General features: G+C 61.0%; 24 protein-coding genes. 2 read left to right on the plus strand and 22 right to left on the minus strand.

Annotated features, from left to right (window positions below; translation table 11 throughout):
- Positions 1 to 108 precede the first annotated feature (108 nt).
- Complete coding sequence (locus DW850_RS01015; RefSeq protein ID WP_117785988.1) at positions 109 to 1,020, plus strand: PHP domain-containing protein; 912 nt, start codon at positions 109 to 111, stop codon at positions 1,018 to 1,020.
- 29 nt (positions 1,021 to 1,049) lie between these two features.
- Here DW850_RS01015 and hisE read toward each other — a convergent pair whose 3' ends face one another.
- From hisE to DW850_RS01120, 21 genes are all read right to left on the minus strand, one after another.
- Positions 1,050 to 1,367, minus strand: a complete 318-nt coding sequence (gene hisE / locus DW850_RS01020; RefSeq protein WP_117785989.1) for a phosphoribosyl-ATP diphosphatase — start codon at positions 1,365 to 1,367, stop codon at positions 1,050 to 1,052.
- 15 nt (positions 1,368 to 1,382) lie between these two features.
- Positions 1,383 to 1,610, minus strand: coding sequence for a hypothetical protein (locus DW850_RS01025; RefSeq protein ID WP_117785990.1), 228 nt, complete (start codon positions 1,608 to 1,610; stop codon positions 1,383 to 1,385).
- Positions 1,607 to 1,948, minus strand: a complete 342-nt coding sequence (gene hisI / locus DW850_RS01030; RefSeq protein WP_117785991.1) for a phosphoribosyl-AMP cyclohydrolase — start codon at positions 1,946 to 1,948, stop codon at positions 1,607 to 1,609. The genes DW850_RS01025 and hisI overlap by 4 nt, the downstream gene beginning before the upstream one ends.
- Before the next feature lie 147 nt (positions 1,949 to 2,095).
- The gene (gene hisF / locus DW850_RS01035) at positions 2,096 to 2,878 is read right to left on the minus strand and encodes an imidazole glycerol phosphate synthase subunit HisF (RefSeq protein ID WP_117785992.1); all 783 of its coding nucleotides are present in this window, start codon (positions 2,876 to 2,878) and stop codon (positions 2,096 to 2,098) included.
- A 3-nt stretch (positions 2,879 to 2,881) separates the two neighbouring features.
- Positions 2,882 to 3,625 (minus strand): HisA/HisF-related TIM barrel protein, encoded by a 744-nt coding sequence (locus DW850_RS01040; protein ID WP_117785993.1) that lies wholly within the window; start codon positions 3,623 to 3,625, stop codon positions 2,882 to 2,884.
- Positions 3,622 to 4,323: an imidazole glycerol phosphate synthase subunit HisH gene (hisH, locus tag DW850_RS01045; RefSeq protein WP_233540581.1), complete on the minus strand. Its 702-nt coding sequence runs from the start codon at positions 4,321 to 4,323 to the stop codon at positions 3,622 to 3,624. Before hisH ends, DW850_RS01040 begins: the two co-directional genes overlap by 4 nt.
- A 138-nt stretch (positions 4,324 to 4,461) precedes the next feature.
- Complete coding sequence (gene hisB, locus DW850_RS01050) at positions 4,462 to 5,049, minus strand: imidazoleglycerol-phosphate dehydratase HisB (protein WP_117785995.1); 588 nt, start codon at positions 5,047 to 5,049, stop codon at positions 4,462 to 4,464.
- Complete coding sequence (hisC, locus tag DW850_RS01055; RefSeq protein WP_199575446.1) at positions 5,050 to 6,165, minus strand: histidinol-phosphate transaminase; 1,116 nt, start codon at positions 6,163 to 6,165, stop codon at positions 5,050 to 5,052. It lies immediately after the preceding gene.
- 1 nt (position 6,166) lies between these two features.
- Positions 6,167 to 7,603, minus strand: a complete 1,437-nt coding sequence (gene hisD / locus DW850_RS01060; protein WP_199575448.1) for a histidinol dehydrogenase — start codon at positions 7,601 to 7,603, stop codon at positions 6,167 to 6,169.
- Between the two features lie 105 nt (positions 7,604 to 7,708).
- Positions 7,709 to 9,424, minus strand: a complete 1,716-nt coding sequence (gene hisG / locus DW850_RS01065) for an ATP phosphoribosyltransferase (protein ID WP_117785998.1) — start codon at positions 9,422 to 9,424, stop codon at positions 7,709 to 7,711.
- Between the two features lie 170 nt (positions 9,425 to 9,594).
- The gene (locus DW850_RS01070; protein ID WP_117785999.1) at positions 9,595 to 10,431 is read right to left on the minus strand and encodes a sugar phosphate isomerase/epimerase; all 837 of its coding nucleotides are present in this window, start codon (positions 10,429 to 10,431) and stop codon (positions 9,595 to 9,597) included.
- Between the two features lie 83 nt (positions 10,432 to 10,514).
- On the minus strand, positions 10,515 to 11,351 hold the full coding sequence (locus DW850_RS01075; RefSeq protein WP_117786000.1) for a PTS system mannose/fructose/sorbose family transporter subunit IID: 837 nt from the start codon (positions 11,349 to 11,351) through the stop codon (positions 10,515 to 10,517).
- Positions 11,341 to 12,132: a PTS sugar transporter subunit IIC gene (locus DW850_RS01080; RefSeq protein WP_117757611.1), complete on the minus strand. Its 792-nt coding sequence runs from the start codon at positions 12,130 to 12,132 to the stop codon at positions 11,341 to 11,343. Before DW850_RS01080 ends, DW850_RS01075 begins: the two co-directional genes overlap by 11 nt.
- Before the next feature lie 8 nt (positions 12,133 to 12,140).
- The gene (locus DW850_RS01085) at positions 12,141 to 12,611 is read right to left on the minus strand and encodes a PTS sugar transporter subunit IIB (protein ID WP_117786001.1); all 471 of its coding nucleotides are present in this window, start codon (positions 12,609 to 12,611) and stop codon (positions 12,141 to 12,143) included.
- A 16-nt stretch (positions 12,612 to 12,627) separates the two neighbouring features.
- The gene (locus DW850_RS01090) at positions 12,628 to 13,044 is read right to left on the minus strand and encodes a PTS sugar transporter subunit IIA (protein WP_117757609.1); all 417 of its coding nucleotides are present in this window, start codon (positions 13,042 to 13,044) and stop codon (positions 12,628 to 12,630) included.
- A 94-nt stretch (positions 13,045 to 13,138) separates the two neighbouring features.
- Positions 13,139 to 14,200 (minus strand): SIS domain-containing protein, encoded by a 1,062-nt coding sequence (locus DW850_RS01095; RefSeq protein ID WP_117786002.1) that lies wholly within the window; start codon positions 14,198 to 14,200, stop codon positions 13,139 to 13,141.
- Positions 14,201 to 14,260: 60 nt separating this feature from the next.
- Complete coding sequence (locus DW850_RS01100; RefSeq protein WP_117786003.1) at positions 14,261 to 15,376, minus strand: SIS domain-containing protein; 1,116 nt, start codon at positions 15,374 to 15,376, stop codon at positions 14,261 to 14,263.
- 193 nt (positions 15,377 to 15,569) lie between these two features.
- The gene (locus tag DW850_RS01105; RefSeq protein WP_117786004.1) at positions 15,570 to 16,283 is read right to left on the minus strand and encodes a GntR family transcriptional regulator; all 714 of its coding nucleotides are present in this window, start codon (positions 16,281 to 16,283) and stop codon (positions 15,570 to 15,572) included.
- The gene (locus tag DW850_RS01110; RefSeq protein WP_117786005.1) at positions 16,268 to 17,035 is read right to left on the minus strand and encodes a GntR family transcriptional regulator; all 768 of its coding nucleotides are present in this window, start codon (positions 17,033 to 17,035) and stop codon (positions 16,268 to 16,270) included. The genes DW850_RS01105 and DW850_RS01110 overlap by 16 nt, the downstream gene beginning before the upstream one ends.
- A gap of 38 nt (positions 17,036 to 17,073) precedes the next feature.
- Complete coding sequence (locus DW850_RS01115; RefSeq protein ID WP_117640898.1) at positions 17,074 to 17,562, minus strand: hypothetical protein; 489 nt, start codon at positions 17,560 to 17,562, stop codon at positions 17,074 to 17,076.
- Between the two features lie 249 nt (positions 17,563 to 17,811).
- Entirely contained in the window at positions 17,812 to 18,840 is a 1,029-nt protein-coding gene (locus DW850_RS01120; RefSeq protein WP_117584258.1) for a LacI family DNA-binding transcriptional regulator, read from the minus strand.
- A 183-nt stretch (positions 18,841 to 19,023) separates the two neighbouring features.
- Between DW850_RS01120 and murB the strand changes: the two genes are divergently transcribed.
- A complete protein-coding gene (gene murB / locus DW850_RS01125; protein ID WP_117786006.1) occupies positions 19,024 to 19,986 on the plus strand; it encodes a UDP-N-acetylmuramate dehydrogenase in 963 nt (320 codons plus the stop codon).
- A 68-nt stretch (positions 19,987 to 20,054) separates the two neighbouring features.
- Here murB and DW850_RS01130 read toward each other — a convergent pair whose 3' ends face one another.
- Positions 20,055 to 20,420, minus strand: coding sequence for a hypothetical protein (locus tag DW850_RS01130; protein ID WP_117786007.1), 366 nt, complete (start codon positions 20,418 to 20,420; stop codon positions 20,055 to 20,057).
- Between the last annotated feature and the right edge of the window lie 332 nt (positions 20,421 to 20,752).

Genomic DNA, 20,752 nt, shown 5'->3' on the forward strand with positions numbered 1-20,752 from the left:
GGCACGCGCCGCGCAGCCTTTCCACTCGATTTCGGCACCCGGCGCGCACGACGCGGCGAGGCAGCGCCATTACAATGGAGCAGATTCGCCAAATGCAAAGGAGTCGCCATGCCCGCGTGCCCGCTGGTCGATTGCCACACCCATACCTCGTTTTCGGACGGTCATGCCACGTTCGAGGATAACGTCCGCGCTGCCGCGGCCGCCGGCTGTCGCGTCATGGTCTCGACCGACCACCTCACCCTGCCCGCCAGCATGGACGCCAACTGCGAGGTACAGGTTGTCGAGGGCGACTTGCCGACACATCGCCTGGCCTTTGAGGACGCCTGCAAACTCGCCGCGCAGATCGCGCCAGGGCTCGAGTTTATCTATGGATTTGAATGCGATTGGTACGAAGGCTGCGAGCCTTTAGTTGAGCGCTGGTCCGCGGGCGCCGTGGTGCGCCTGGGCAGCGTGCATTGGATTGGTAACCCGGGCGATATCATGGCCGGCGCTGCGGGCACGGCGGGAACGGAGGGCGTCGCTCGCCCCGATACGCCCGATTCGCCCTGCGGTTGGATCGACGACGATACCGATCTGCATGTTTGGGAAAACCTGGGCGTGCGCGGCGTATGGGAGCGCTATGTCGACGACTGGTGCCGCGCCTGCGAGAGCTCGCTCAACTTTGACGTGATGGCCCACCCCGACCTGGTCATGCGCTTTTCGAAGGAAGGTTTTGCGCCCGACTTTGACCCCATGCCACTCTGGGAGCAGATGGCCGAGTGCGCTCACGACACGGGCCGGCGCGTTGAGGTCTCGACGGCAGCGCCGCGCAAGAGCCTGGACGACTACTATCCCGCGACCGGCCTCTTGCGCTGCTTCGCCCACGCCGAGGTACCCATTACCTTTGGCTCGGATGCGCACCGCGCCTGCGATATTTGCTGGAACATCCGCGAGGCCCAGGCCCACGCCTACGACTGCGGCTACCGAACCTTCGACATTCCCCGCTCCACCGGCGAATGGGAGCCCACACCCCTCGCCTAAGACTAGTCGTTAGGGATGTTCTTTAACGACTAGTGGCGGCGGGCGTTGAGTTCGCCGGCCAGCTCGTCGAGGGTGATGCCGTAACGCTCGAGTGTCACGAGCAGGTGGTAGATCAGGTCGCCGGCCTCGTAGCGAATGTGATCGTGGTCGTTATCCTTGCAGGCCATGATCACCTCGCTTGCCTCCTCGGCAAGCTTCTTGAGCAGCTCGTCCTCGACGTCGGTCAGCAGACGCGCGGTATAACTCTCCTGCGGCGATGCATCGCGACGGTCGTGAATCACCTCGGCCAGTCCCGTCAGCGTCTCGCCGATGTTTCCCGGCTGCACGTTAGCTGTTCTGACTCCCATGGTTATTTCCTCTCGTTACTGCAGCGTAAAGTAATTACCGGCCTCATCGAACCGAGGCTTTGCACCCTTTTTCTCAAAGAACTCGACGATGACGGCATGGGCCTCATCGAGCCTTTCCTTCTCGGCCTCGAGCCAAAGCGACTGCGCCCCGCAGGCATCGGTCAGGTGCACGCGGCACGGCACGCCCGCGCGGAGAAGCTCGGCGTTGCAGTCAGCGACTTCGAACGGCGTCACGACCTTCATCGTGTTTCCCCCTTTATGTGCTTAAAGAAGCAGGTACGGTTGCCGGTATGGCAGGCCGGACCCGGCGAGTCGACCTTGACCAGCAGCGTATCGCTATCGCAGTCGGCCCAGAGCTCCTTGACCGCCTGCATGTTGCCGCTCGTCGCGCCCTTGTTCCAGAGCTCCTGGCGGCTGCGGCTCCAAAACCACGTGGTGCCGGTCTTGAGCGTCAGCCCCACCGACTCCTCGTTCATCCAGGCAACCATAAGCACCTCGCCGGTGTCATGCTGCTGAACCACGCAAGGAATCAGCCCGCGGGCGTCGTATTTAAGCTCGGTAGCATTTATTACCTCAGTCATCATTTCTCCCAAGTAACAAACGAAATCCCACAGGTCGGCGAGGGTTGTCCAGGTGCCGCAGGTTGCCGCGAAAGAGGAGCGACGCGTACTTTGGTACGCGAGCGACGGTTTGAGCGGCAAGATGCGGTGCCTGGGCAAGCCGCAGCACTAGAAGTCCAGCCTCACAGGGATGCCTTGGCTGGCCATATACTCCTTCACCTGGCGAATGCTGAAGGTTCCAAAGTGAAAGACGCTCGCCGCCAGCACGGCGTCGGCCTCGCCCTCGATCACACCCTCGGCAAAATGCTCGAGCGTGCCCACGCCACCGCTCGCAATGACGGGGATTGGCACCGCGCGAGCCACGGCGCGAGTGAGCGCCAGGTCAAAGCCGGCCTTGGTGCCGTCGCGGTCCATGCTGGTCAGTAAGATCTCGCCGGCACCGCGACGAGCCGCCTCCTCGGCCCACGCCACCGCGTCGATACCCGTAGCGTTGCGGCCTCCCGCGGTAAAGACCTCCCACTTGTCTGCACCGGATGCGCCGGGCAAACCGACACGCTTGGCATCGATTGCCACGACCACGGCCTGGCTGCCAAACGCCGCGGCAGCCTGGCTAATCAGCGACGGGTCGCGCACGGCCGCCGAGTTGAGCGACACCTTGTCGGCACCGGCGGCAACCATGGCGCGCATGCCCGCCAAGTCGCGAAAGCCGCCGCCCACGGTATAGGGAATGGCCAGCTCCTCGGCCGCGTGCGCTGCCATCTCGATAGTCGTCGCGCGGTTGTCGCTCGTGGCGGTAATGTCCAGGAAGACGACCTCGTCCGCACCCTCGCGGTCGTAGGCACGTGCCAGCTCCACCGGGTCGCCCGCATCGCGCAGGCTCACAAAGTTGACGCCCTTGACCACACGGCCGTCCTTGACGTCTAGGCAGGGAATCACGCGCTTGGTAAGCATGGGCTACTCCTCCCCTCGGGCGGCGGCCAGCGCCTGCACCAGCGTAAAGTTGCCCTCGTAGAGCGCACGGCCGGTAATGGCGCCTTCAATCGCGCCCTCGCCCACCGCGGCCAGCGCGCGGATGTCGTCTAGCGTCGAGATGCCGCCCGAAGCCACGACGGGAAATCCCGCGACCTCGGCCACATGGCGATACGCCGCCACATCGATGCCCGTCTGCATGCCATCGCGCGCGATGTCGGTATACACCAGATGCTTAAAGCCCAGCTCGGTAAGCTGCGCCACGGCATCGTCGAGCGCCACGCCCGCGCCGTCGCGCCAGCCATTCACCTTAACCTGGCCGTCGCGCGCGGCAATATCGGCGACCAGCAGCTCGCCAAAGCCTTGGGCCGCCACCTCGGCAAAACCCGGCTCGGTCACCAGCACGGTGCCCAGCGCAATACGACGAGCACCATAGCCGGCCAGCTCGTCGATGCGTGCGAGCGAGCGAACGCCGCCGCCCACGTCCACGGACAGACCGTCGACGCCGCAGATGGCCTTAATCGCCGCCGAGTTGGCAGCGCACTTGTCCTCGTCCTCGCCAAAGGCAGCGGACAGGTCAACGACGTGCACCCAGCTCGCGCCCTGCTCGGCAAACGAGCGGGCGACGGCCACGGGGTCGTCGGAATATACCTTGCAGCGGCTGCGGTCGCCGCGCTCCAGGCGCACAACCTTGCCGCCGATCAGATCGATTGCGGGAAACAGGATCATCGGCCAACCTCCTCGACGATGTTGACGAAGTTCTTAAGGATGCGCTGACCCAGCGCGGAGGATTTCTCGGGATGGAACTGGCAGCCCCACACGTTGCCATGGCGCACGATGCACGGGAAGCTCCGCGTGTAGTGCGTGCGCGCCAGCACATTGGCGGCATCGGCGTCGTCTGCCACCGCGTAGCTGTGGGTGAAGTACATGTTGGCACCCTCGGCAAAACCGGCAAGCAGCGGATCGGCCGCACCGGCAGGCGTCATGTGCACCTGGTCCCAGCCCACGTGCGGCACCTTCAGGCGGCTCGACTCCAAGCGCGTGCACGAACCGCGCATAATGCCCAGGCCATCGACCCAGGGACCACCAGCCTGCTCGGAGGCGCTGTCGTCCGCGACCACGCCCTCGTCCGCAGGCACGCCCTCGTTGCCGCGCTCAAAAAATAGCTGAAGACCCAGGCAGATGCCGAGCAGCGGAGTTCCGGCGGCAACGGCGTCGAGCACCGCGTCCGCCTCGCCACTCTGGCGCATAAAGGCAATCGCGTCATAGAACGCGCCTACGCCCGGGATAACCAGGCCGTCGGCACCGCGGATCTGCTCCGGGTCGTCCGACGTACAGGCGGCAGCACCGGCACGCGCAAGCCCGCGCACAACGCTCGACAGATTGCCCTTGTGGTAGTCGACCACCACGATCTTCGGTTCGCCCACGCGACCCTCCCTTTTTCCCATTCAAAACCTGCCAAAAAGGGACAGGTTTATTTTGGTCGGTAAAACGTTTACCCACCGCATGAGACAGCATTTCCGCAGATAAAACCTGCCAAAATAAACCTGTCCCTTTTTGGCAGGTTACAGCGAGCCCTTGGTGCTGGGAATACCTTGCACGCGGGGATCGAGCTCGCAGGCGTGGCGCATCGTGCGGCCCACGGCCTTAAAGGCGGCCTCGATAATGTGATGCGAGTTGCCACCCGCCAGCTCGCGCACGTGCAGCGTGAGCTTGGCATCGCGCGCAAAGGCGTAGAAGAACTCGACGGCCAGCTCGGTATCAAAGCTGCCCACGCGCTCGGTCGGCACGGGCAGCTCGCAATAGGCCTGCCCGCGGCCCGAAATGTCCACGGCGGCCATCACGAGCGTCTCGTCCATGGCGATCGCCGCGTCGGCAAAGCGCGCAATGCCCGCTTTATCGCCCAGCGCCCGGCAAAACGCCTCGCCCAGCACGATGCCTGTGTCCTCAACGGTATGGTGCGCGTCGACCTCAACGTCGCCCGCCGCATGCACCGTCAAATCGAACAGGCCATGGCGACCAAAGGCGTTGAGCATATGGTCGAAAAACGGTACGCCGGTCGAGATATCGCACACGCCGCTCCCGTCCAGGTCGAGCTTGACGACAATGTCGGTCTCACCCGTCTTGCGGGTCACCTCGGCATAACGGCCCATCTACATCCCCTCCTTCACCAGCGCGGCAAACGCAGCCAGCACCTCATCGTTTTCCTGCGGCGTACCCACAGTGATGCGCAGACAGTCCGCAAGCCCCGGCGCGTAGCTAAAGTCGCGCACCAAAATTGAATACTCGTCGCGCAGACGCTCGCGCACACGCGTGGCATGCGGCGTGCGCACGAGCACAAAGTTCGCCGCGCTCGGCCATGCCTCCACGGGCAGGCCCTCGGCAGCCATCGCTTGCAGGGCGCACAGCTCGCGCTCGCGCTCGGATGCGATCTGCGCCACAACGGGCGCGTACGCATCGCGGGCACGCACGCAGGCAAGTGCGGCGGCCTGGCTCAGCACATTGACCGAATAGATCTGGCGAATCGCCGCGAACACGTCGATGACCTCGGGAGCCGCGATCACATAACCCAGACGCGTGCCGGCGGCGCCAAACGCCTTGGACAGCGTATGCAAAATCACCAGGTTGGGATGCTCGGCGATAAGGCCTTGCGCCGTGGTGGCCGCGCCAAACGAATCGTCGGCAAACTCAACATAGGCCTCGTCGACCATGACCATGCCGGGGCACGCATCGCACAGGGCCGCGACAAAGTCGAGCGGCGCCACGTCGCCCGTGGGATTGTTGGGCGAGGTCACGATTGCCAGGTTGCACTCGGGCGCCGCGGCAAGCACGGCTGTCTGGTCGAGCTCAAAGCTCGCCGGATCACGCCACACGTCGCGCACCTCGGTCTGGCAGAGCGACGCAAAGAACGCGTACTCGCTAAAGCACGGCGGGCAGTTGAGCAGGGTCCGCCCCTCGCCGCCAAACGCCAGCAGGTAGTTATAAAGCAGCTCGTCGCCGCCGTTACCCACGCAGACATTCTCGCGCGCCACACCATGCCAGGCAGCAAGCTCGTCGCGCAGGTCGTTGGACATGGGATCGGGATAGCGGTTGAGCGGTGTGGCAGCCAGAGCCGCATCGACCGCCTCGCGCACGCCGGTCGGCACGGGATAGGTGTTCTCGTTGGCCGAAAGGTTGATGCGCGTAGGCGTAAAGTTGGGATCGTAGGGCTCAATACCGGCCAAGTAAGGCTGGACGAGCTCCTTCATGCGGGGCGTCAGCTCGGCCATATTAGGCCTCCCCGCCGGTCGCACCGGCGCCATCCGCGCCTGCAGCCGCCAGGTCCACGCCCTCGGCAACCGTCGCCACGGCGTCTCCCGGCCAGGCGACCTTGGTCAGGTCGGCCGCGGCCAGCGACTCGGCACTCACGGCATCCTCGCCCTGCTCCAGCACGCGGCGACGCAGTGCGGCCGAAAGCGCGTGCGCCCACAGGCCCTCGGCCTCGGCCAGACGCTGCGTAGCGGGAGCGTCGGAGAGCAGACCTTCGGGCGTATAGCAGATAACGCTCGAGCGCTTAACGAACTCTTCGACCGAAAGCGGGTTGGAGAACATGGCCGTACCGCCGGTCGGCAGCGTGTGGTTGGGGCCGGCAACGTAATCGCCGAGCGGCTCGGAGCTCCAAGCGCCCACAAAAATAGCGCCGGCGTTGCGAATGCCGCCGAGCAGGCCCATCGCATCCTTGCAGTGCAGCTCAAGGTGCTCGGGCGCCACGGTGTTCACGGCCTCGACGGCGGCAGCCATGTCGGCAGCCACCACAATGGTGCCCTCGTTGTCGAGCGAGGCGCGCGTGATCTCGGCACGCGGCGACTGTGCCACCAGAATGTCGATACCCGCCTCGACCTCGCGCGCAAACTGCTCGTCGCAGGTCACCAGATAGCAGGCTGCCAGCGGATCATGCTCGGCCTGGGCCATCAGGTCGGCCGCAACCACCATGGGCTTGGCCGTGGCGTCGGCCAGCACGCAGACCTCGGAGGGACCGGCGACCATATCGATACCCACGTCGCCCGAGACAATCTGCTTGGCCGCGGCGACAAAGGCGTTGCCCGGGCCGGTGATTTTGTCGACGCGCGGAATGGTCTCGGTACCGTACGCCAGCGCGGCCACGGCCTGGGCGCCGCCCACCATATAGATCTCGTCCACGCCGCCGAGCTTGGCCGCGGCAAGCGTGTAGGGGCTGATCAGGCCGTCTTTTTGCGGCGGGGTCACCATGACCACGCGCTTGACGCCGGCGACCTTGGCGGGAATGGCATTCATAAGCACCGTGGAGGGATACTGCGCGCGACCGCCCGGCACGTAGATGCCGGCCGCCGCGAGCGAGGTCACCTTGACGCCGAGCATCGTGCCGTCCGCACGCGTGGTAAACCAGCTCTGCTCGACCTCGCGCTGGTGGAACTCGCGAATCTGGCGCGCAGCCTTCTCGAGCGCGGCGACAAAGGCCGGATCGAGGCCCTCGAGCGCGGCATCGATCTGCTCCTGCGGCAGACGGAAATTCTGCAGCTCAACGCCATCAAAACGCTGACAGTAGTCGCGCACCGCGGCATCGCCGTTGGCACGCACGCTGGCCACAATATCGCGGGCGGCGTCGACGATGTTTTGCGGCAGCACGCCCTTACGGTTGAGCTGGTTGGTAACGAGGCGCTCACCGGGAGCAAGCTTGATAGTCTTCATATCGGTATCCCCTATCGGTCGAGGTTGCATTCGAAAAACGAGAGGCCGGGCGGCGGCGCCAATCGACCCGCAGCCCGTACGTTGGGGCGCCCGTGCGTGCTCGCGCTATTGCGCCGAGCCCGCGACGGGCTCAAAATGCTTGTCCTTCACGGCAGCCGCCAGGCGATCGGCCAGATTGCGCACGCGCGGATCCAGGCGTGCGGCGCCTGGGTTGACGAAGAAGCGGGCCGTGCAGTCCATGATGCGGCCGGTGATGACCAAGTCGTTGTCGCGCAGCGTGGCACCCGTGGCGGTAATATCCACAATGCGATCGGTCATGCCGACAATGGGCCCCAGCTCGATGTTGCCGTGCAGCGAAACGATGTCGGCGTTTACGCCGCGCTCGGCATACCAGGCGCTCGCGATGCGCGGGTACTTGGTGGCCACGCGAAGCGAGCCGCGGCGGGCATAGTTGCGCTCAGCCTGGCCGGCGCGCCATGCGGGCTCTGCCTCGATAAAGGTGCACAGACCGTATCCCAAGTCGACCAGTTGCAGCAGGTTGAGATCGGCCTCGATGAGCGAGTCCCAACCGCAGATGCCGCAATCGGCACCACCGCAGCCCACAAAGGCGGGCGCGTCGCTGGGGCGCACGATAACAAACTCGATATCTCCGACCGCGCCCTCGCCGGCACGCGTGTCGCGGCCGCGCACGATGAGGTGACGACCGGGGTCGCGCAGCTCAGAGACGTCCAAGCCCGCAGCCTCGAGCACGTCGAGCGTATCGGCCTTGAGCGAGCCCTTGGGCACGGCGATACGCAGCGGACCCTCGGCGCCACGGCCCGCGGCGTGATCGCCATCGGAAGCAGCGTCCTCGGCAGAGGTGCGCGCGGCCTCCAGACGCTCGAGCGAAAAGGCAAAGCCCGCCGCCGGTACCTCAATGCCGTCGCCAAACGCGCCGGTAAAGATGGAGTCGTAGCGTCCACCCGAGCCGACCGGATCGGGCAGGCCACCGGCATAGGCCTTAAAGACCAGGCCCGTGTAGTAATCAAACGAGTTCATAATGGAGAAGTCGAACGACAGCACCTGAGCATCCTCGGGAGCCAGGCCCTCGACCAGAGCGCGCAGCTCGCGCGTAAGCGGCGCAACGATACCGGCCGCCGCCAGCAGCGCGTCCACGCGGTCGAGCACTTCGGGGCCACCGTGCAGGCGCGGCAGCTCGCTAATGGCGGCCTTGACGGCCTCGGACTCGGCACTTGCCGCCACACGGGCATCGAGGCCCACAAAGTCGTTGGCGTGCACGCAGCGCAGCGCCTCGGCAGCCAGCTCGCGATCCTCACAGGCCGCGAGCAATTCCTTAAACGGACGCACGCTACCTGCAATAATGCGCGCATCGGGAAGTGCCAGCTCGCGCACGGCCTCCGCCACCAGCGAAACGATCTCAACATCGCCCGCGGTGTCGCCCGCACCGATGAGCTCAAAACCCAGTTGCGTAAACTGACGCGAGCCGCCAGCATTGCGCTGGCACTCGCGAACCACCGGCGCCTCGTAGCGCAGGCGCAGCGGCAGATCGGCCGCACGCATGCGAGTCGAAACCAGGCGCACGATCGGCAGCGTGTTGTCGGGACGGACCACCAGCAGGCGACCGTCGTCGTCAAAGAGCTTAAACGGCGTGTCCGCAATGCGGCCGCCCTCCTCGAGCGAGCCCTTGTCCTCGAGCAGCGGCGTCTCGACCGGCAGGTAATGATGCTCCCTAAAGCAGCCTTTCACCGTCAGCGCAATCTCCTCGCGCGCCTGAGCCTCCTCGGGCAATATGTCCCGGAATCCCCACGGTGTGGCCGTCATCTGGTGAGCCTCCTCATGCTGTGTTTCATATAGAACAGAAGACCGGCATAGCTCTGCCGGTCTTCTGGGTACTTTAGCATACTAGAGTGCTTGCGGGGAAAATCGTCTTTCTCGGCTCACAGCGTATTCATTTGGAAACATAGGAGCGGATTGCCGCAACCCAACCCCACTTAGGCGCCAATCGCACGACGATACTCTGCCATTACCTGCGCATCGGCAGCCGCGGGGTCGGCAAAATAGCGCCCGTCATAGGTCTCGGCCGAAACAACTCCGCGATAGCCGCGCGCCACCAGCCTATCCAGGTCGGCGTGCATATCGCGGTCGCCGTCACCCCAGGCAAGATGCGTCGTGCCATCTGCCGCAACATCGACAAAATGCACGTGGGCGACATCATCGCCAAGCAGATCGAAATAATCGTCGATGGTATCCCCCGCCACCGCCATGGCGCCCATATCCAGACATGCCTTAAGTGCCGGATGATCAACTGCCTCGATCATGCGCTTCGTGTCGGCCGCCGAGTTCACGATCATCGACTCAACTGGCTGCAGGGCCTCGAGCACCAGTCGCACGCCACGTTCTCCCGCATGCTCGGCAATCGCACGCAGCATCGAGGCACTGCGACCCCACGCGTCCTCGATCGGCTCGTTCAAAAATGCCCAGCCGCTCGAGACCATGACTTGCTCGGCTCCAAGTTCCGCCGCGATATCCACAACGTTCTTAAAGTACGCGAGCGTGCGGGTACGCGCCTCATTCCCGCGCGCCGCGATATTCCACGGCTTGGGGTTGTTCTGTTCGGGACAAAGCCCCACAATCCGAACCCCATACCGCTGTGACAGCTCCCGCACCTGCTCGATCGAATCGTATCCATGGCAATCGACATACAGATGCATCGCCCCGGTCCAAAGCTCGCAACACGTGTAGCCCGAGGCCGCTGCCGAGGAAAAGAATTCCTCAAGGTCAAAATAACGATGGCTGATATTCATGACGGCAAGCTGCGGATACTCCATCTTGTCCACCTTTCGGCAAAAGGGCGCCGCAGCACAATGTGCGCGACGCCCCCTCTTATATTGTTTTAATTATGACGGATACCCTACTGAACACCAAGCACTCCAAAGAACGCGCCGGCGATACTCACGAGTAGGATCACGAGCATGATGAGCAGCGGATTCATCTTCTTCTTGAGCATGAGATAGACAATTCCAAACAGCCCCATCGTGACAAAGCCCGGGAAGATTCCGTTGAGCAGCTCGGCGAGCGTCTGAGCGCCATCGCCCGCGCCGACCATGAGCGGAATGTCCACGGTGACCATCTCCATGGTCATAGCGCCGATCACCATGGCGCCCATGATAGAGGCCATCTTGACGATCGTGTCCATAATGCCCGATTCCTGGACCTTGCTGATCATGTCCGAGCCAAAGCGATATCCCACAAACGTCAGCAGGTAACGGATGATGTAGTGGGGAACGTTGAACACGAGCAGGAACAAAATCGGGCCAAGAATAGAGCCCTGCAGCGCCAGCGACGTGCCGACACCCGTTGCCAAAATTCGCAGCGTACCCCAGTAGAAGGCATCGCCCACGCCGGACAGCGGTCCCATCAAAGCAAGCTTGACATTAGAGATCGCGCTCGTGTCAAAGTTATCTTCGGTGGCGTTGACTTCTTCCATTGCGGCAGCAATGGACATGGGGAGCGTCGAGATGTACGGCGTGACGTTATAGAGCTCCATATGGCGCTTAAGGGCGGCCTTAAAGTCCGCATCCTGCGGATACAGCTTGCGAAGGATCGGCATAAGGGCCCACATAAAGCCGATATGGCCCATACGCTCGTAGTTCCAGGAATGCTCATAGGGAATCGAGCGCCAGAACAGCCTCTTGAGGTCTGCGCGGGAAATCATTCCGTCGTAAGAAGACTCAAACTTAAAACTCATCGAACCCACTCCCAATCGCAGGATCCTCGGTTGCCACTGCGGGCTGCTCCGCCTTTTTCTTGTCACCCAAAACCGTCATCGCGACGACGATGATCGCGGCAAAGATCGCCACGCCCGTCGTGCTAATGCCAAAGTAGGCGACGAGGAAGAAACCGGCGAAGAAGAACGGAGCCACCGTTTTGTTCATAATCATCTGCGCCAGCATCGCAAAGCCGAGTGCGGGCAAGAAGGCGGCGGCGACATCCATGCCGGTCTGAACGAAATCGGGGATGATGTTGAGCAGGCTGGCGACGGCATCGGCGCCAAAGAAGAATGCCAGAGGAATAATCAGCAGGCCGCACCAGCTCTGCGCGTAACCGGCGATGAGCATGTTGCGCGTGATGGCCTTGGTGTCTCCGTCCTCGACGTTTTTGTCGATACGGTGCACCAGCAGCAGCATGACCGGCTGGCCCAGGGCCGTATCGAGCGCCAGGACGATCGTTGCGATGGGAATGCCCAGGGTCAGGGCCGCCGAAGCGTCCGCGCCGGCCTGCATGGCAAGCGACACGCCCAGAATGGTTCCGGAAATCGTATCGGGCGGGTTGTACGCACCGACCGAGATGGCACCGACCATGGCAAGCTCCATCGTGGCGCCCATAATGGTGCCGGTCACCACATCGCCCATGACAAGGCCGACCAACGGTCCGAGCACAATGGGGCGCTGAAGGTAACTCGTACCGGTCAGCCACTCGGAATAGCCCAAAAGGGCAATCAGGAAAATCAGGATCGTCTTGATAACCATGACAGCCCCTAACCGATGACCTTTGCGGCATCAGTCTTCGCATCCGCCGGAATCATCTGAATGAACAGCTCATAGCCCTCGCCGAGTAGCTCCTTCACGTAGGCCTCGTTCTCGGACGTAAGGAATACGCTCGTCGAGACCTGGCGGGCATCCTCGCTAAAGGCCACATTGCCGAGGTTGATCTTCTTGACGCCCATCGCCTTGGCGACGGCACCGGCCTGTTGGATCGTCTCGCAAACCACGAAGAGCTTGTACTTGTCGGTCACACCGCTCTGGAGCGCCTTGATGGCATCCTCGGTGTTTTTGACGACGACCTTGCATCCTTCGGGCTTTGCAAGGGACAGGGCCTGCAGACGAAGCTTGTCGTTGAGGACCGTGTCGCTCACTAACAGGATGCAGTCGGCACCCAGAGCCGAGGTCCAGCTAACGGCAACCTGGCCGTGAAGCAGTCGATAGTCCACGCGAATCATCTGAATCATGATGTGCTCCTAACGATTAAAACTCATCGAGTTCGGCCTGCCCCAGCAGGTCGTTGACGTACTTGACCTTGGTGTCGTCCGCCTCGACGATCTGGCGAATGGCCTCATCGATCGGGGTGGAGTCGGGCACGAACAGCAGCTGAATAAGGAGCGGCAGGTTCATATTGGTCACAAGGTGCGTGTTGGGGCGCGTCTGGACGATCTTGGTGAACTCGTTGTTGACGCTGCCGCCAAAGAGGTCGGTGCAAACGACGACCTCATCGTCCGCGGCAAAGTCGTCCAGAATCGCCGCAGCCTCCTTGACCAGGTCCTCGTTTCCGTCGACATACATAGACAGCGCATGGACGTTTTCGCGCTCGCCGGAAAGCAGGCCGATGCTCTCGACGATTCCAGACGCGAAATGAGCATGGGACGCCACGATAAACTGCCTCATTCGATTCCCCTTTCTTGCGAACTTCGGCATAAAAATGCCCGGACGCATGCGCCCGGGCAGGGTGCTTCTTGATCAGTAGCTAATTTGTCGCCGATTAGTAATCGAACTGGTGATAGTAGCGACGGTAGTTGAGGTTGTGCTTGGTGACCGTCTCGCAGTAAGCGGCAAGGCGATCGGTGATCAGCGAGGAGAGGATCCACGGAGACACGATGACGCGGAACTCGTCGTCAAGGCCGGGGATCGCGAACTCGGCAGTGTCGATGACGTTGATGTCGGTGTCGCCGGTCACGCCGCGGTTGAGGAACGCGCGGACGCGCTCGTCGAGCTTGCGGTTCTCGTCCTCGCCCATGAACAGGAACACGGGAACGCCGGGCTCCACTAGCTCGAGGGTGCCGTGGAAGAAGTCGGCCGAGGTGATGTAGCGGGTGCGCTTCCACTGCATCTCCTCGAGGATGCACATCGAGAACAGGATGGTCTCGCCCCACAGGGCGCCGGAGCCGATGAACATGGTGTAGGGGGCCAGGGCGTACTTCTTGGCGAGCTCCTCGGCGCGCGGCTCGAAGCTCTTGCGGATGTCGACCAGGTGGGTCCAAACGTCCTTGGTCTGCTCGATGAACTTATCGAACTTGGGGAAGCAGCCGCGGCGGTTGAGCAGGCGCAGGCCGAAGCAGTCGGCGAGGTAGTAGCCCTTCTCGCAGCCGCCCGAACCATGGTCAGAAGCCATGGCGACGCAGTTCTCGGCGCCGACAGCCTGGCCGATGGGGCCCTCGGGCTTGGTCATGGCGTAGACGCGCACGCCCATGCCCTTCATCTTCTTGACGGCCTCGAGGACCTCGGGGGTAGTGCCGGACTCGGAGGCGGTGAGCACGACGGACTTCTCGGTCATGCGCTTGTGGCCAATGACGTTCCACTCGGCGGCGTGGATCAGGTAGACCTCGAGGTCGCGGTCGCCGAACTTGTTCATGAGGTACTGGAGCTGCATGAGCTCGTCCCAGGGGCCGCCGACGCCCATCAGGAACACGGCGTCGTAGCCCTCGTCGGCGACCTTGTCGGCGAGCTCAATCATCTTCTTGCCGGTCTCGTAGAGCGCCTTGCCGTCCTCGAGATAGCCCTCCTGGTCGAAATGCATGATCTCGATCTTCTCGGTTTCCTTCATTTGTCTCTCCTTTCTGGGGTTGTTTCCACATCCCCCATGCCAACGGGCATCAAAACCCGCTTACATTCCGTAACACTCAGCCGCTTTGGCCTTAAGCGCATTGACTGACTCTTCGTAGCCCTCTGCCTTGACCTCCATTTGCTTGGAGACGGCATCGAGATACGGGTGCACGTTCCATGACTTCAGACGCTCGGCGATCATGGCCGCAATCGTCTGGAAGAACACAAGATTGGGAATTGCGCTGAGCAGCGGAGCCACCTGAGGCACCGCAACCTCGTGAGCCCTACCCTTGGGATGGGCCGTGAGCAGCACCGTTTTTGCCGTAACGTTCGATAGCGCATCGGCGATATTCGCAAGACGCTCCGACCCCTGCAGATCGTCGACGATAAACACCAGATAGCCCGGAACGATCTGCATCTCGGGACCGTGGACGAACTCCTCGCCTTCGTGATGCATGGCAGGAATCTTGATGGTCTCGCTCAGCTTGAGCGCTGCCTCCTCGGCAACACCATAGTTGGGGCCGTTGCCGACGACCATGGCGGGCATGTGCTCAGAAAGCTCGAGCATGTGATCTTGGACATATGCCTCGGCGGTCTTGCACATCACGGCATTAGCCTGGATAGCCTCGCGCAGGTCATCAAGACGCTGAGCAACGCCCTTGGCGTCAATCGTTCCGCGCGCCTGACCGCCGTAAATACCAAAGAGCACCAGGTACTCAACGAGAACCTCGACGCCCAGAGTCACAAAGTCCACCGACTCGACGCCCACACCGTAGTCAAGAACGATGTCAGCGTGTTCCTTGATGGGTGCCTCGACGTTTGCCGTGAGCGCAACTGCAGCCATATCGTGTGCGCGCATGTAATCGAGCGCCGCAATCGTATTGGTTGAATAGCCGCTCTGCGAGACGGCAATGTTAAGCGCATGCTGTGGATAGGTGTGTTCAAAATCGACGAAGGCCTCGGGCGTCACAACGGACACCTGCATCTGCAGCGCATCTTGCAGGTAATCTCGGGCGCAATCGGCGGCATGGCGCGACGAACCCGAAGCAACGATGCGCAGCGCGTCAAAAGAACCGGGCTGGAAAATATCAACGAGCTGCGCTACCAGCTCAGACGAACGCTCGAGGTTCTCTCCCATACGCACATGGGCAAGCTGAACGTAATCGAGCATCTTCATCGTCTCACCTCGTAACAAATCATTAGTATTTGATACCAATCACAGTTACAGGTTACGGCTTTTTGATACCTCTTTGTCGATTAATTTATCCCCATCGGCGAACGGTCGATTTTGAGCCATGTAAGGTTGTATATACGGCTGACCCAACGATCAAAACTGGTTAGCTTACCAGCTGTTATTCACAAAACACCAGCTAATACGTATAGGTATATCCACCCGCATCACCGCGGTTAAACGACTTGACGTACTCGATCGCCTGGCCGCTCGCATCGAAGCTCACGCACTCCAGCGTCAAGGCAAGATCGCCCTGCTCCAGCCCAAGCAGACCGGCATCTCGCGCGCCCAGCGCTTCGATATCGAGCTTTTCCTGTGCCATGACCGGCTTTCGGCCCAGCATCTCATAGGTCTCGTACAAACTGAAGACCGACACGTCAATATCTTCAATTGTGGGAAACAGCAGGCACGGGATGAACGCCATCTCAATCGATACGGGATCGCCGTTGACGCAGTTCAAACGCCGAATCGAATACAGCAAATCGTCCTCGACAATGCCAAACAGGTTGGCATAATATGGACCCGCATAACGCTTGGAACGCGCGAGGATGCGGACGGACGGCTCGCCGCCCGAAGCACGAACCGACTCGCGAAAGCCTCCTGTTCGCTCGTAAGCAACAGGCACTTTCTGTGCCACAAACGCGCCCTTTCCGCGGACGCGGCGAATCTGCCCGCGCCGAACTAACTCGTCCACAGCACTCCGGATAGTCAGGCGTGTCGTGCCAAACTCCTCGGCAAGTTCATTTTCGGACGGAATCATGGAACCCGTGGGATATATACCGCGCTCGATACGCTCCTCGATGCGGCGTCGAATGCGCATATAAACCGGGGTGGCATCTACTGTTTCAGCCATTGTTCACCTGCCACGCTCCTCATGCCGTTCTTTTCGCCGTTATCGGCAAAGCGGAACTTTGTGGGCAAAATCACCGATTTGCAATGCTCCACAAAACGCATGTCCTTATCAAATTCGATCGTGCTCTCATAGAACACCGGCGTTCCCTCTTCTTGCTGGAGCAGCTCGGCCTCTTCGGCGTTCAAACGCGAGATGGAGATATGCTCACGTCCATGCTCAACACGCACGCCGCCTTCTTTGAGCAAGACATCGTAAAGGCTCTCGCACTCAAAATCGTGCTCGGGAAGCGATGGGCACAGGAACAGGTTAACGTGAGCCGTCTCGATTGACGCCGGCTCGCCCTCAATAAGTCGAACGCGCTGCATGCGGAGCAAAGGAGCACCTACAGACACCCCAAGCTTGTCGGCAAGCACCTCATCCGCCTCGATGGTCCCAGTGGAAACCAGACGAGAAGAGGGGTGCAGGCCGGCAGTCCGCACAGCATCGGAGAAGTTATACGTTTCCTGAAAGATATTGAGCGGTTTGGGAGGACACACATACGTACCCGATCCGCGACGGCTCTCGAGCGTTCCGCACGAGATGAGTCGCGTGATACCGGCACGCAACGCCGTACGCGAAACGCCAATCTCTTCACACAGCACGCGCTCGGCCGGCAGGCGATCACCGCCGGCAAGTTGATGGTGCTGGATATACCAAAGAATTCCCTCAACAGCACGATCTTTGGGGGGAATTGCATAAGATTCGCCTGCCATAGCACAGACTCCTCATTCAGAAACGTATGCCGCCAAAATTAGGCCAGCCCTCCCATGGCATCAAATTCGGCCTTGATCTTCTCGGCGACATTCCGATACGACTTATATAGACTTGAATCGCGTTTGACTTCGTCGGTCATAACGGGAATCTCCAATTTGGAAACCTCGTCTTTTCCCGTCTGAACCGCCACAACAACGCCCATACCAAGACACATATTACGCTTGGCAGCGTTCATTTTTGCCGCCTTAGCAGGATTTGCCAGAATACGCTGGGCAAATTCCTGTTTAGAGACCGCTTCATCGGCCTCCGGATCGCCCGCCTCGGCTACTTCGCACTGAAGCACGTCCGCATAGTCAAAAATCTTCGGCTCGCCGCCGCGCTGATGCACGGCCCACTTGCGGCGCGTGGCATCCTGATAGATAGCCGGCAAAAATGTAAACCGCGGCGGGTCCAAAATCGTATCCGTGATGGTAAACACATCGGGATCAAAGGCATCCTGCGGGTTTTTCTTCTTGAACAGCCCCATATCAGCCTCCCGTACTAGCATTAAACAACTCAAGCTGAATATAGCACCAATTTCAAGCCGCCGCTTTACCGTATCGGTGCGCGGCATCTATGGCTCGCCCAGCGGAAAAGTTCACGGACGAGGGCCGGGGTGCCTGCTTTGTTTTGAGAAGTGGGCTCCGCGAACTTCTCAAAACAAAGTATGCCTCCCCGGCCCCGCCGGCAAATAGCGGACACTCCGCATGCAATCTATGCAAACAAACAAGTGCGCTTAGCTATATTCGGTAAGGTCAAGCACACTGCCCTTCACGATAAGCGCCGGCTCCAGAACGACCTCTTCGGCACGTCTACCGCCCCTACCGGCAAGACGCTTGGACATGCAGCCAAAAGCATGCTCCGCAAGGACACCAGGATCCTGCTCAATCGCGGTCAGCGCCGGCTCAAAGAGAACGTCGGCCGCCGAGTTGTCATAGCTCACCACCGAGATATCGCCCGGGATGCTCTTCCCCATCTCGTGCAAGCGCTTGAGCAGACCGAGGGCAATGTTATCCGAGCTTGCGAACACGGCGGTGGCGTCAGTTGCGAGCACCGCCTCCGACGCCTCGTATGCGCTCGGAATGTAGTACTCGCTCTCGAACTCCAAACGTGCGTCGATCGGCAGGCCAACCTCGCGCAGCGCACGCTCGTAGCCGGCAAGACGTTTACGACCCGTATTAGAACGGCGAGCATTAACCAAGCAGGCAATGCGACGGTGACCCTGCTCGATCAGATAGCGGGTAGCCATGTAGCCACCCATCTCGTGGTCGAACATCACCTTGTCGCACTCGAGCCCCTCAATGGCACGGTCGACCATTACCGCCGGTATGGGCAGATGGCTGACTTCTTCGCGCAGGGCGCGATCGTCGGAGAACTCGTCACCCACTACCAGAAAGACGCCGTCGACGCCGCGCGTCACCAGCTGGCGCAGCAGTTCCAAATCGTCATCGGCGCTTCCACCCGAGCTGGTAATAAAGAGCGCGTAACCGTCCTCGCGGCAGCGCTTTTCCAAACTGCCGGCGAGCGAGGCAAAAAAGCGGCTCTCGATATTGGGAACGATAAGGCCCAGTGTGCGCGACTCGCGCATGACCAGGCTACGCGCGATCTGGTTAGGAACATAGTGGTTGCGCGCCGCAACCTCCTTGATGAGCTTGCGGTTTTCTTCTGAAATGCGACAGGGCCGATTATTGAGAACAAGCGAGACCGACGAAGGGGAAAGCCCCACCTCCTGGGCGATCTGCTTGAGGGTGACTTTGTTGGCCATCTCGCTCCTTCCGGGTTTACGCGCAATCTCTTGAAAGTATAGCGACTGCCCCTCTACCTCGATGATAAACACTTTACCAATCCGGTGGACGGCTGTTTTATCGCCGCCAGCGCACCAAATCCGTCCAGGTGGGGTATATTGCAAACGATCGATGACAACAACCACCAAAAGGCGGATATTCGTATGCACGAGAACGACTTTTTTAACGAGGACCTGCTCTGCGCGCTCGCCGGCGTTGCCGGCGAGGACAACGTACTCATGAGCGAGCCCATGCGCGAGCACACCACGTTTAAGATCGGCGGCCCGGCCGATGTCTTTGTCACGCCCGATACCGAGCAGGGCCTCGTCGCCACGCTCGATACCTGCTATCGTTGCGATCTGCCGCTCACCATCGTGGGCAACGGCTCCGACTTGCTCGTCGGCGACAAGGGCATCCGCGGCGTCGTCGTAGCGCTGGGCAAGGGCCTCTCCGACATTACGGTCAACGGCACGCGCGTCACGGCGGCAGCCGGCGCCTTGCTTTCCGACGTTGCGGCGGCTGCCGCCGAAGCCTGCCTCACCGGCATGGAGCCCATTTCGGGTATCCCCGGATCGGTCGGCGGCGCCTGCTACATGAACGCCGGTGCCTACGGTGCCTGCATGGCCGATGTGCTGGAATCTGTACGCGTCTACAAGCCCGCTCGCATGCTCGACGACGGCACCCGCGGCAGCGGCAATATCATCGAGTTCGATGTCGACGAGCTCAACCTGGGTTATCGCAAGAGCCGCATCGCCGACGACGGCTTTATCGTGCTTTCGGCCACTTTCAATCTCGCCCCGGGCAACGCTGCGATGATCAAGGCCGACATGGACGACTATCGCCAGCGCCGCGAGGACAAGCAGCCGCTCGATATGCCGAGCGCCGGCTCCACCTTCAAGCGCCCCGAGGGCCACTTTGCCGGCAAGCTCATCATGGACGCCGGCCTGCGCGGCCACGCCGTCGGCGGCGCCCAGGTGAGCGAAAAACACTGCGGCTTCATCGTCAACGCCGACCACGCCACCGCCGCCGACGTCGACGAACTCATCCGCCACATCCAGGCAACCGTCAAGGACCAATTCGGAGTAGACCTACAACCCGAAGTCCACCGAGTAGGCGAATTTTTATAGCCCGCTCGCCGCGGTCCACTTTAATTAATAACGGGACAAGTGATGTAGCTCACTTGTCCCGTTTTCATTTATTTGCGAAGAACATCGGCCATCCGCAGGATTGAAATCATCGACCGATAAGTGAGTTCCACCTTTTCGCCCGCAAGCAGCCGTTTCGAGCCAATCTCATCTAGCCCCACAAGCTGAGAAAACAGCGGGCTGCTCATCGTGCCCTCGTCAATTGATTCCCTTATGGTCTTCAAAACGTCCGTATCATGAAGCGACGCCGAGCTGTAGGGGGCAACACGAGCGGAACTCTCAATTAACGACGAAACAAAAGGATGGAGATGCTTTGGACATAGTCCATCAAACACCACATCCCCATTGTCATCCGAGCCGACTAGTCGCCAACTATAATGATCGACCCAGCCGTCTCCGTCATATATGGTGTCCATGAGCAACTTCCCGTCTAGAGAGACCTATTTGGACATCGGGGCGCAAGACCGCAATCCATATAGGACCCGCAGCAGCTCCAACCCAACGCACCGCTCGACAATTGCAAATTGCGGCTATTTTAAATCTACATGATCAGTTCGAGTTCGCAACAAGGCGATTATTGCAGCTAGGTTATATTTCATTTTCCACTTTGGTGAGCCGTCGGCTCCAAATTCCAAAACCGAAGTCCACGGAGTCGATAAATTCATTTAAAAAAGGCCCCGAAAGGGGCCTTCGCCATATTTATTCAGACAACCAGTCCGGTGTGTGACGCATTGGATCCGAGAGGTCC

Origin of the sequence: Collinsella sp. AM36-4AA (assembly GCF_003467795.1) — a bacterium.
In the GTDB taxonomy this organism is placed as follows: Bacteria; Actinomycetota; Coriobacteriia; order Coriobacteriales; family Coriobacteriaceae; genus Collinsella.

Excerpts from the sequence above, each read along its gene's own strand:
- DW850_RS01015 (WP_117785988.1), top strand. The coding sequence starts at position 109 with ATGCCCGCGTGCCCGCTGGTCGATTGCCACACCCATACCTCGTTTTCG.
- hisE (WP_117785989.1), bottom strand. The coding sequence starts at position 1,367 with ATGGGAGTCAGAACAGCTAACGTGCAGCCGGGAAACATCGGCGAGACG.
- DW850_RS01025 (WP_117785990.1), bottom strand. The coding sequence starts at position 1,610 with ATGAAGGTCGTGACGCCGTTCGAAGTCGCTGACTGCAACGCCGAGCTT.
- hisI (WP_117785991.1), bottom strand. The coding sequence starts at position 1,948 with ATGACTGAGGTAATAAATGCTACCGAGCTTAAATACGACGCCCGCGGG.
- hisF (WP_117785992.1), bottom strand. The coding sequence starts at position 2,878 with ATGCTTACCAAGCGCGTGATTCCCTGCCTAGACGTCAAGGACGGCCGT.
- DW850_RS01040 (WP_117785993.1), bottom strand. The coding sequence starts at position 3,625 with ATGATCCTGTTTCCCGCAATCGATCTGATCGGCGGCAAGGTTGTGCGC.
- hisB (WP_117785995.1), bottom strand. The coding sequence starts at position 5,049 with ATGGGCCGTTATGCCGAGGTGACCCGCAAGACGGGTGAGACCGACATT.
- hisC (WP_199575446.1), bottom strand. The coding sequence starts at position 6,165 with ATGGCCGAGCTGACGCCCCGCATGAAGGAGCTCGTCCAGCCTTACTTG.
- hisD (WP_199575448.1), bottom strand. The coding sequence starts at position 7,603 with ATGAAGACTATCAAGCTTGCTCCCGGTGAGCGCCTCGTTACCAACCAG.
- hisG (WP_117785998.1), bottom strand. The coding sequence starts at position 9,424 with ATGACGGCCACACCGTGGGGATTCCGGGACATATTGCCCGAGGAGGCT.
- DW850_RS01070 (WP_117785999.1), bottom strand. The coding sequence starts at position 10,431 with ATGGAGTATCCGCAGCTTGCCGTCATGAATATCAGCCATCGTTATTTT.
- DW850_RS01075 (WP_117786000.1), bottom strand. The coding sequence starts at position 11,351 with ATGAGTTTTAAGTTTGAGTCTTCTTACGACGGAATGATTTCCCGCGCA.
- DW850_RS01080 (WP_117757611.1), bottom strand. The coding sequence starts at position 12,132 with ATGGTTATCAAGACGATCCTGATTTTCCTGATTGCCCTTTTGGGCTAT.
- DW850_RS01085 (WP_117786001.1), bottom strand. The coding sequence starts at position 12,611 with ATGATTCAGATGATTCGCGTGGACTATCGACTGCTTCACGGCCAGGTT.
- DW850_RS01090 (WP_117757609.1), bottom strand. The coding sequence starts at position 13,044 with ATGAGGCAGTTTATCGTGGCGTCCCATGCTCATTTCGCGTCTGGAATC.
- DW850_RS01095 (WP_117786002.1), bottom strand. The coding sequence starts at position 14,200 with ATGAAGGAAACCGAGAAGATCGAGATCATGCATTTCGACCAGGAGGGC.
- DW850_RS01100 (WP_117786003.1), bottom strand. The coding sequence starts at position 15,376 with ATGAAGATGCTCGATTACGTTCAGCTTGCCCATGTGCGTATGGGAGAG.
- DW850_RS01105 (WP_117786004.1), bottom strand. The coding sequence starts at position 16,283 with ATGGCTGAAACAGTAGATGCCACCCCGGTTTATATGCGCATTCGACGC.
- DW850_RS01110 (WP_117786005.1), bottom strand. The coding sequence starts at position 17,035 with ATGGCAGGCGAATCTTATGCAATTCCCCCCAAAGATCGTGCTGTTGAG.
- DW850_RS01115 (WP_117640898.1), bottom strand. The coding sequence starts at position 17,562 with ATGGGGCTGTTCAAGAAGAAAAACCCGCAGGATGCCTTTGATCCCGAT.
- DW850_RS01120 (WP_117584258.1), bottom strand. The coding sequence starts at position 18,840 with ATGGCCAACAAAGTCACCCTCAAGCAGATCGCCCAGGAGGTGGGGCTT.
- murB (WP_117786006.1), top strand. The coding sequence starts at position 19,024 with ATGCACGAGAACGACTTTTTTAACGAGGACCTGCTCTGCGCGCTCGCC.
- DW850_RS01130 (WP_117786007.1), bottom strand. The coding sequence starts at position 20,420 with ATGGACACCATATATGACGGAGACGGCTGGGTCGATCATTATAGTTGG.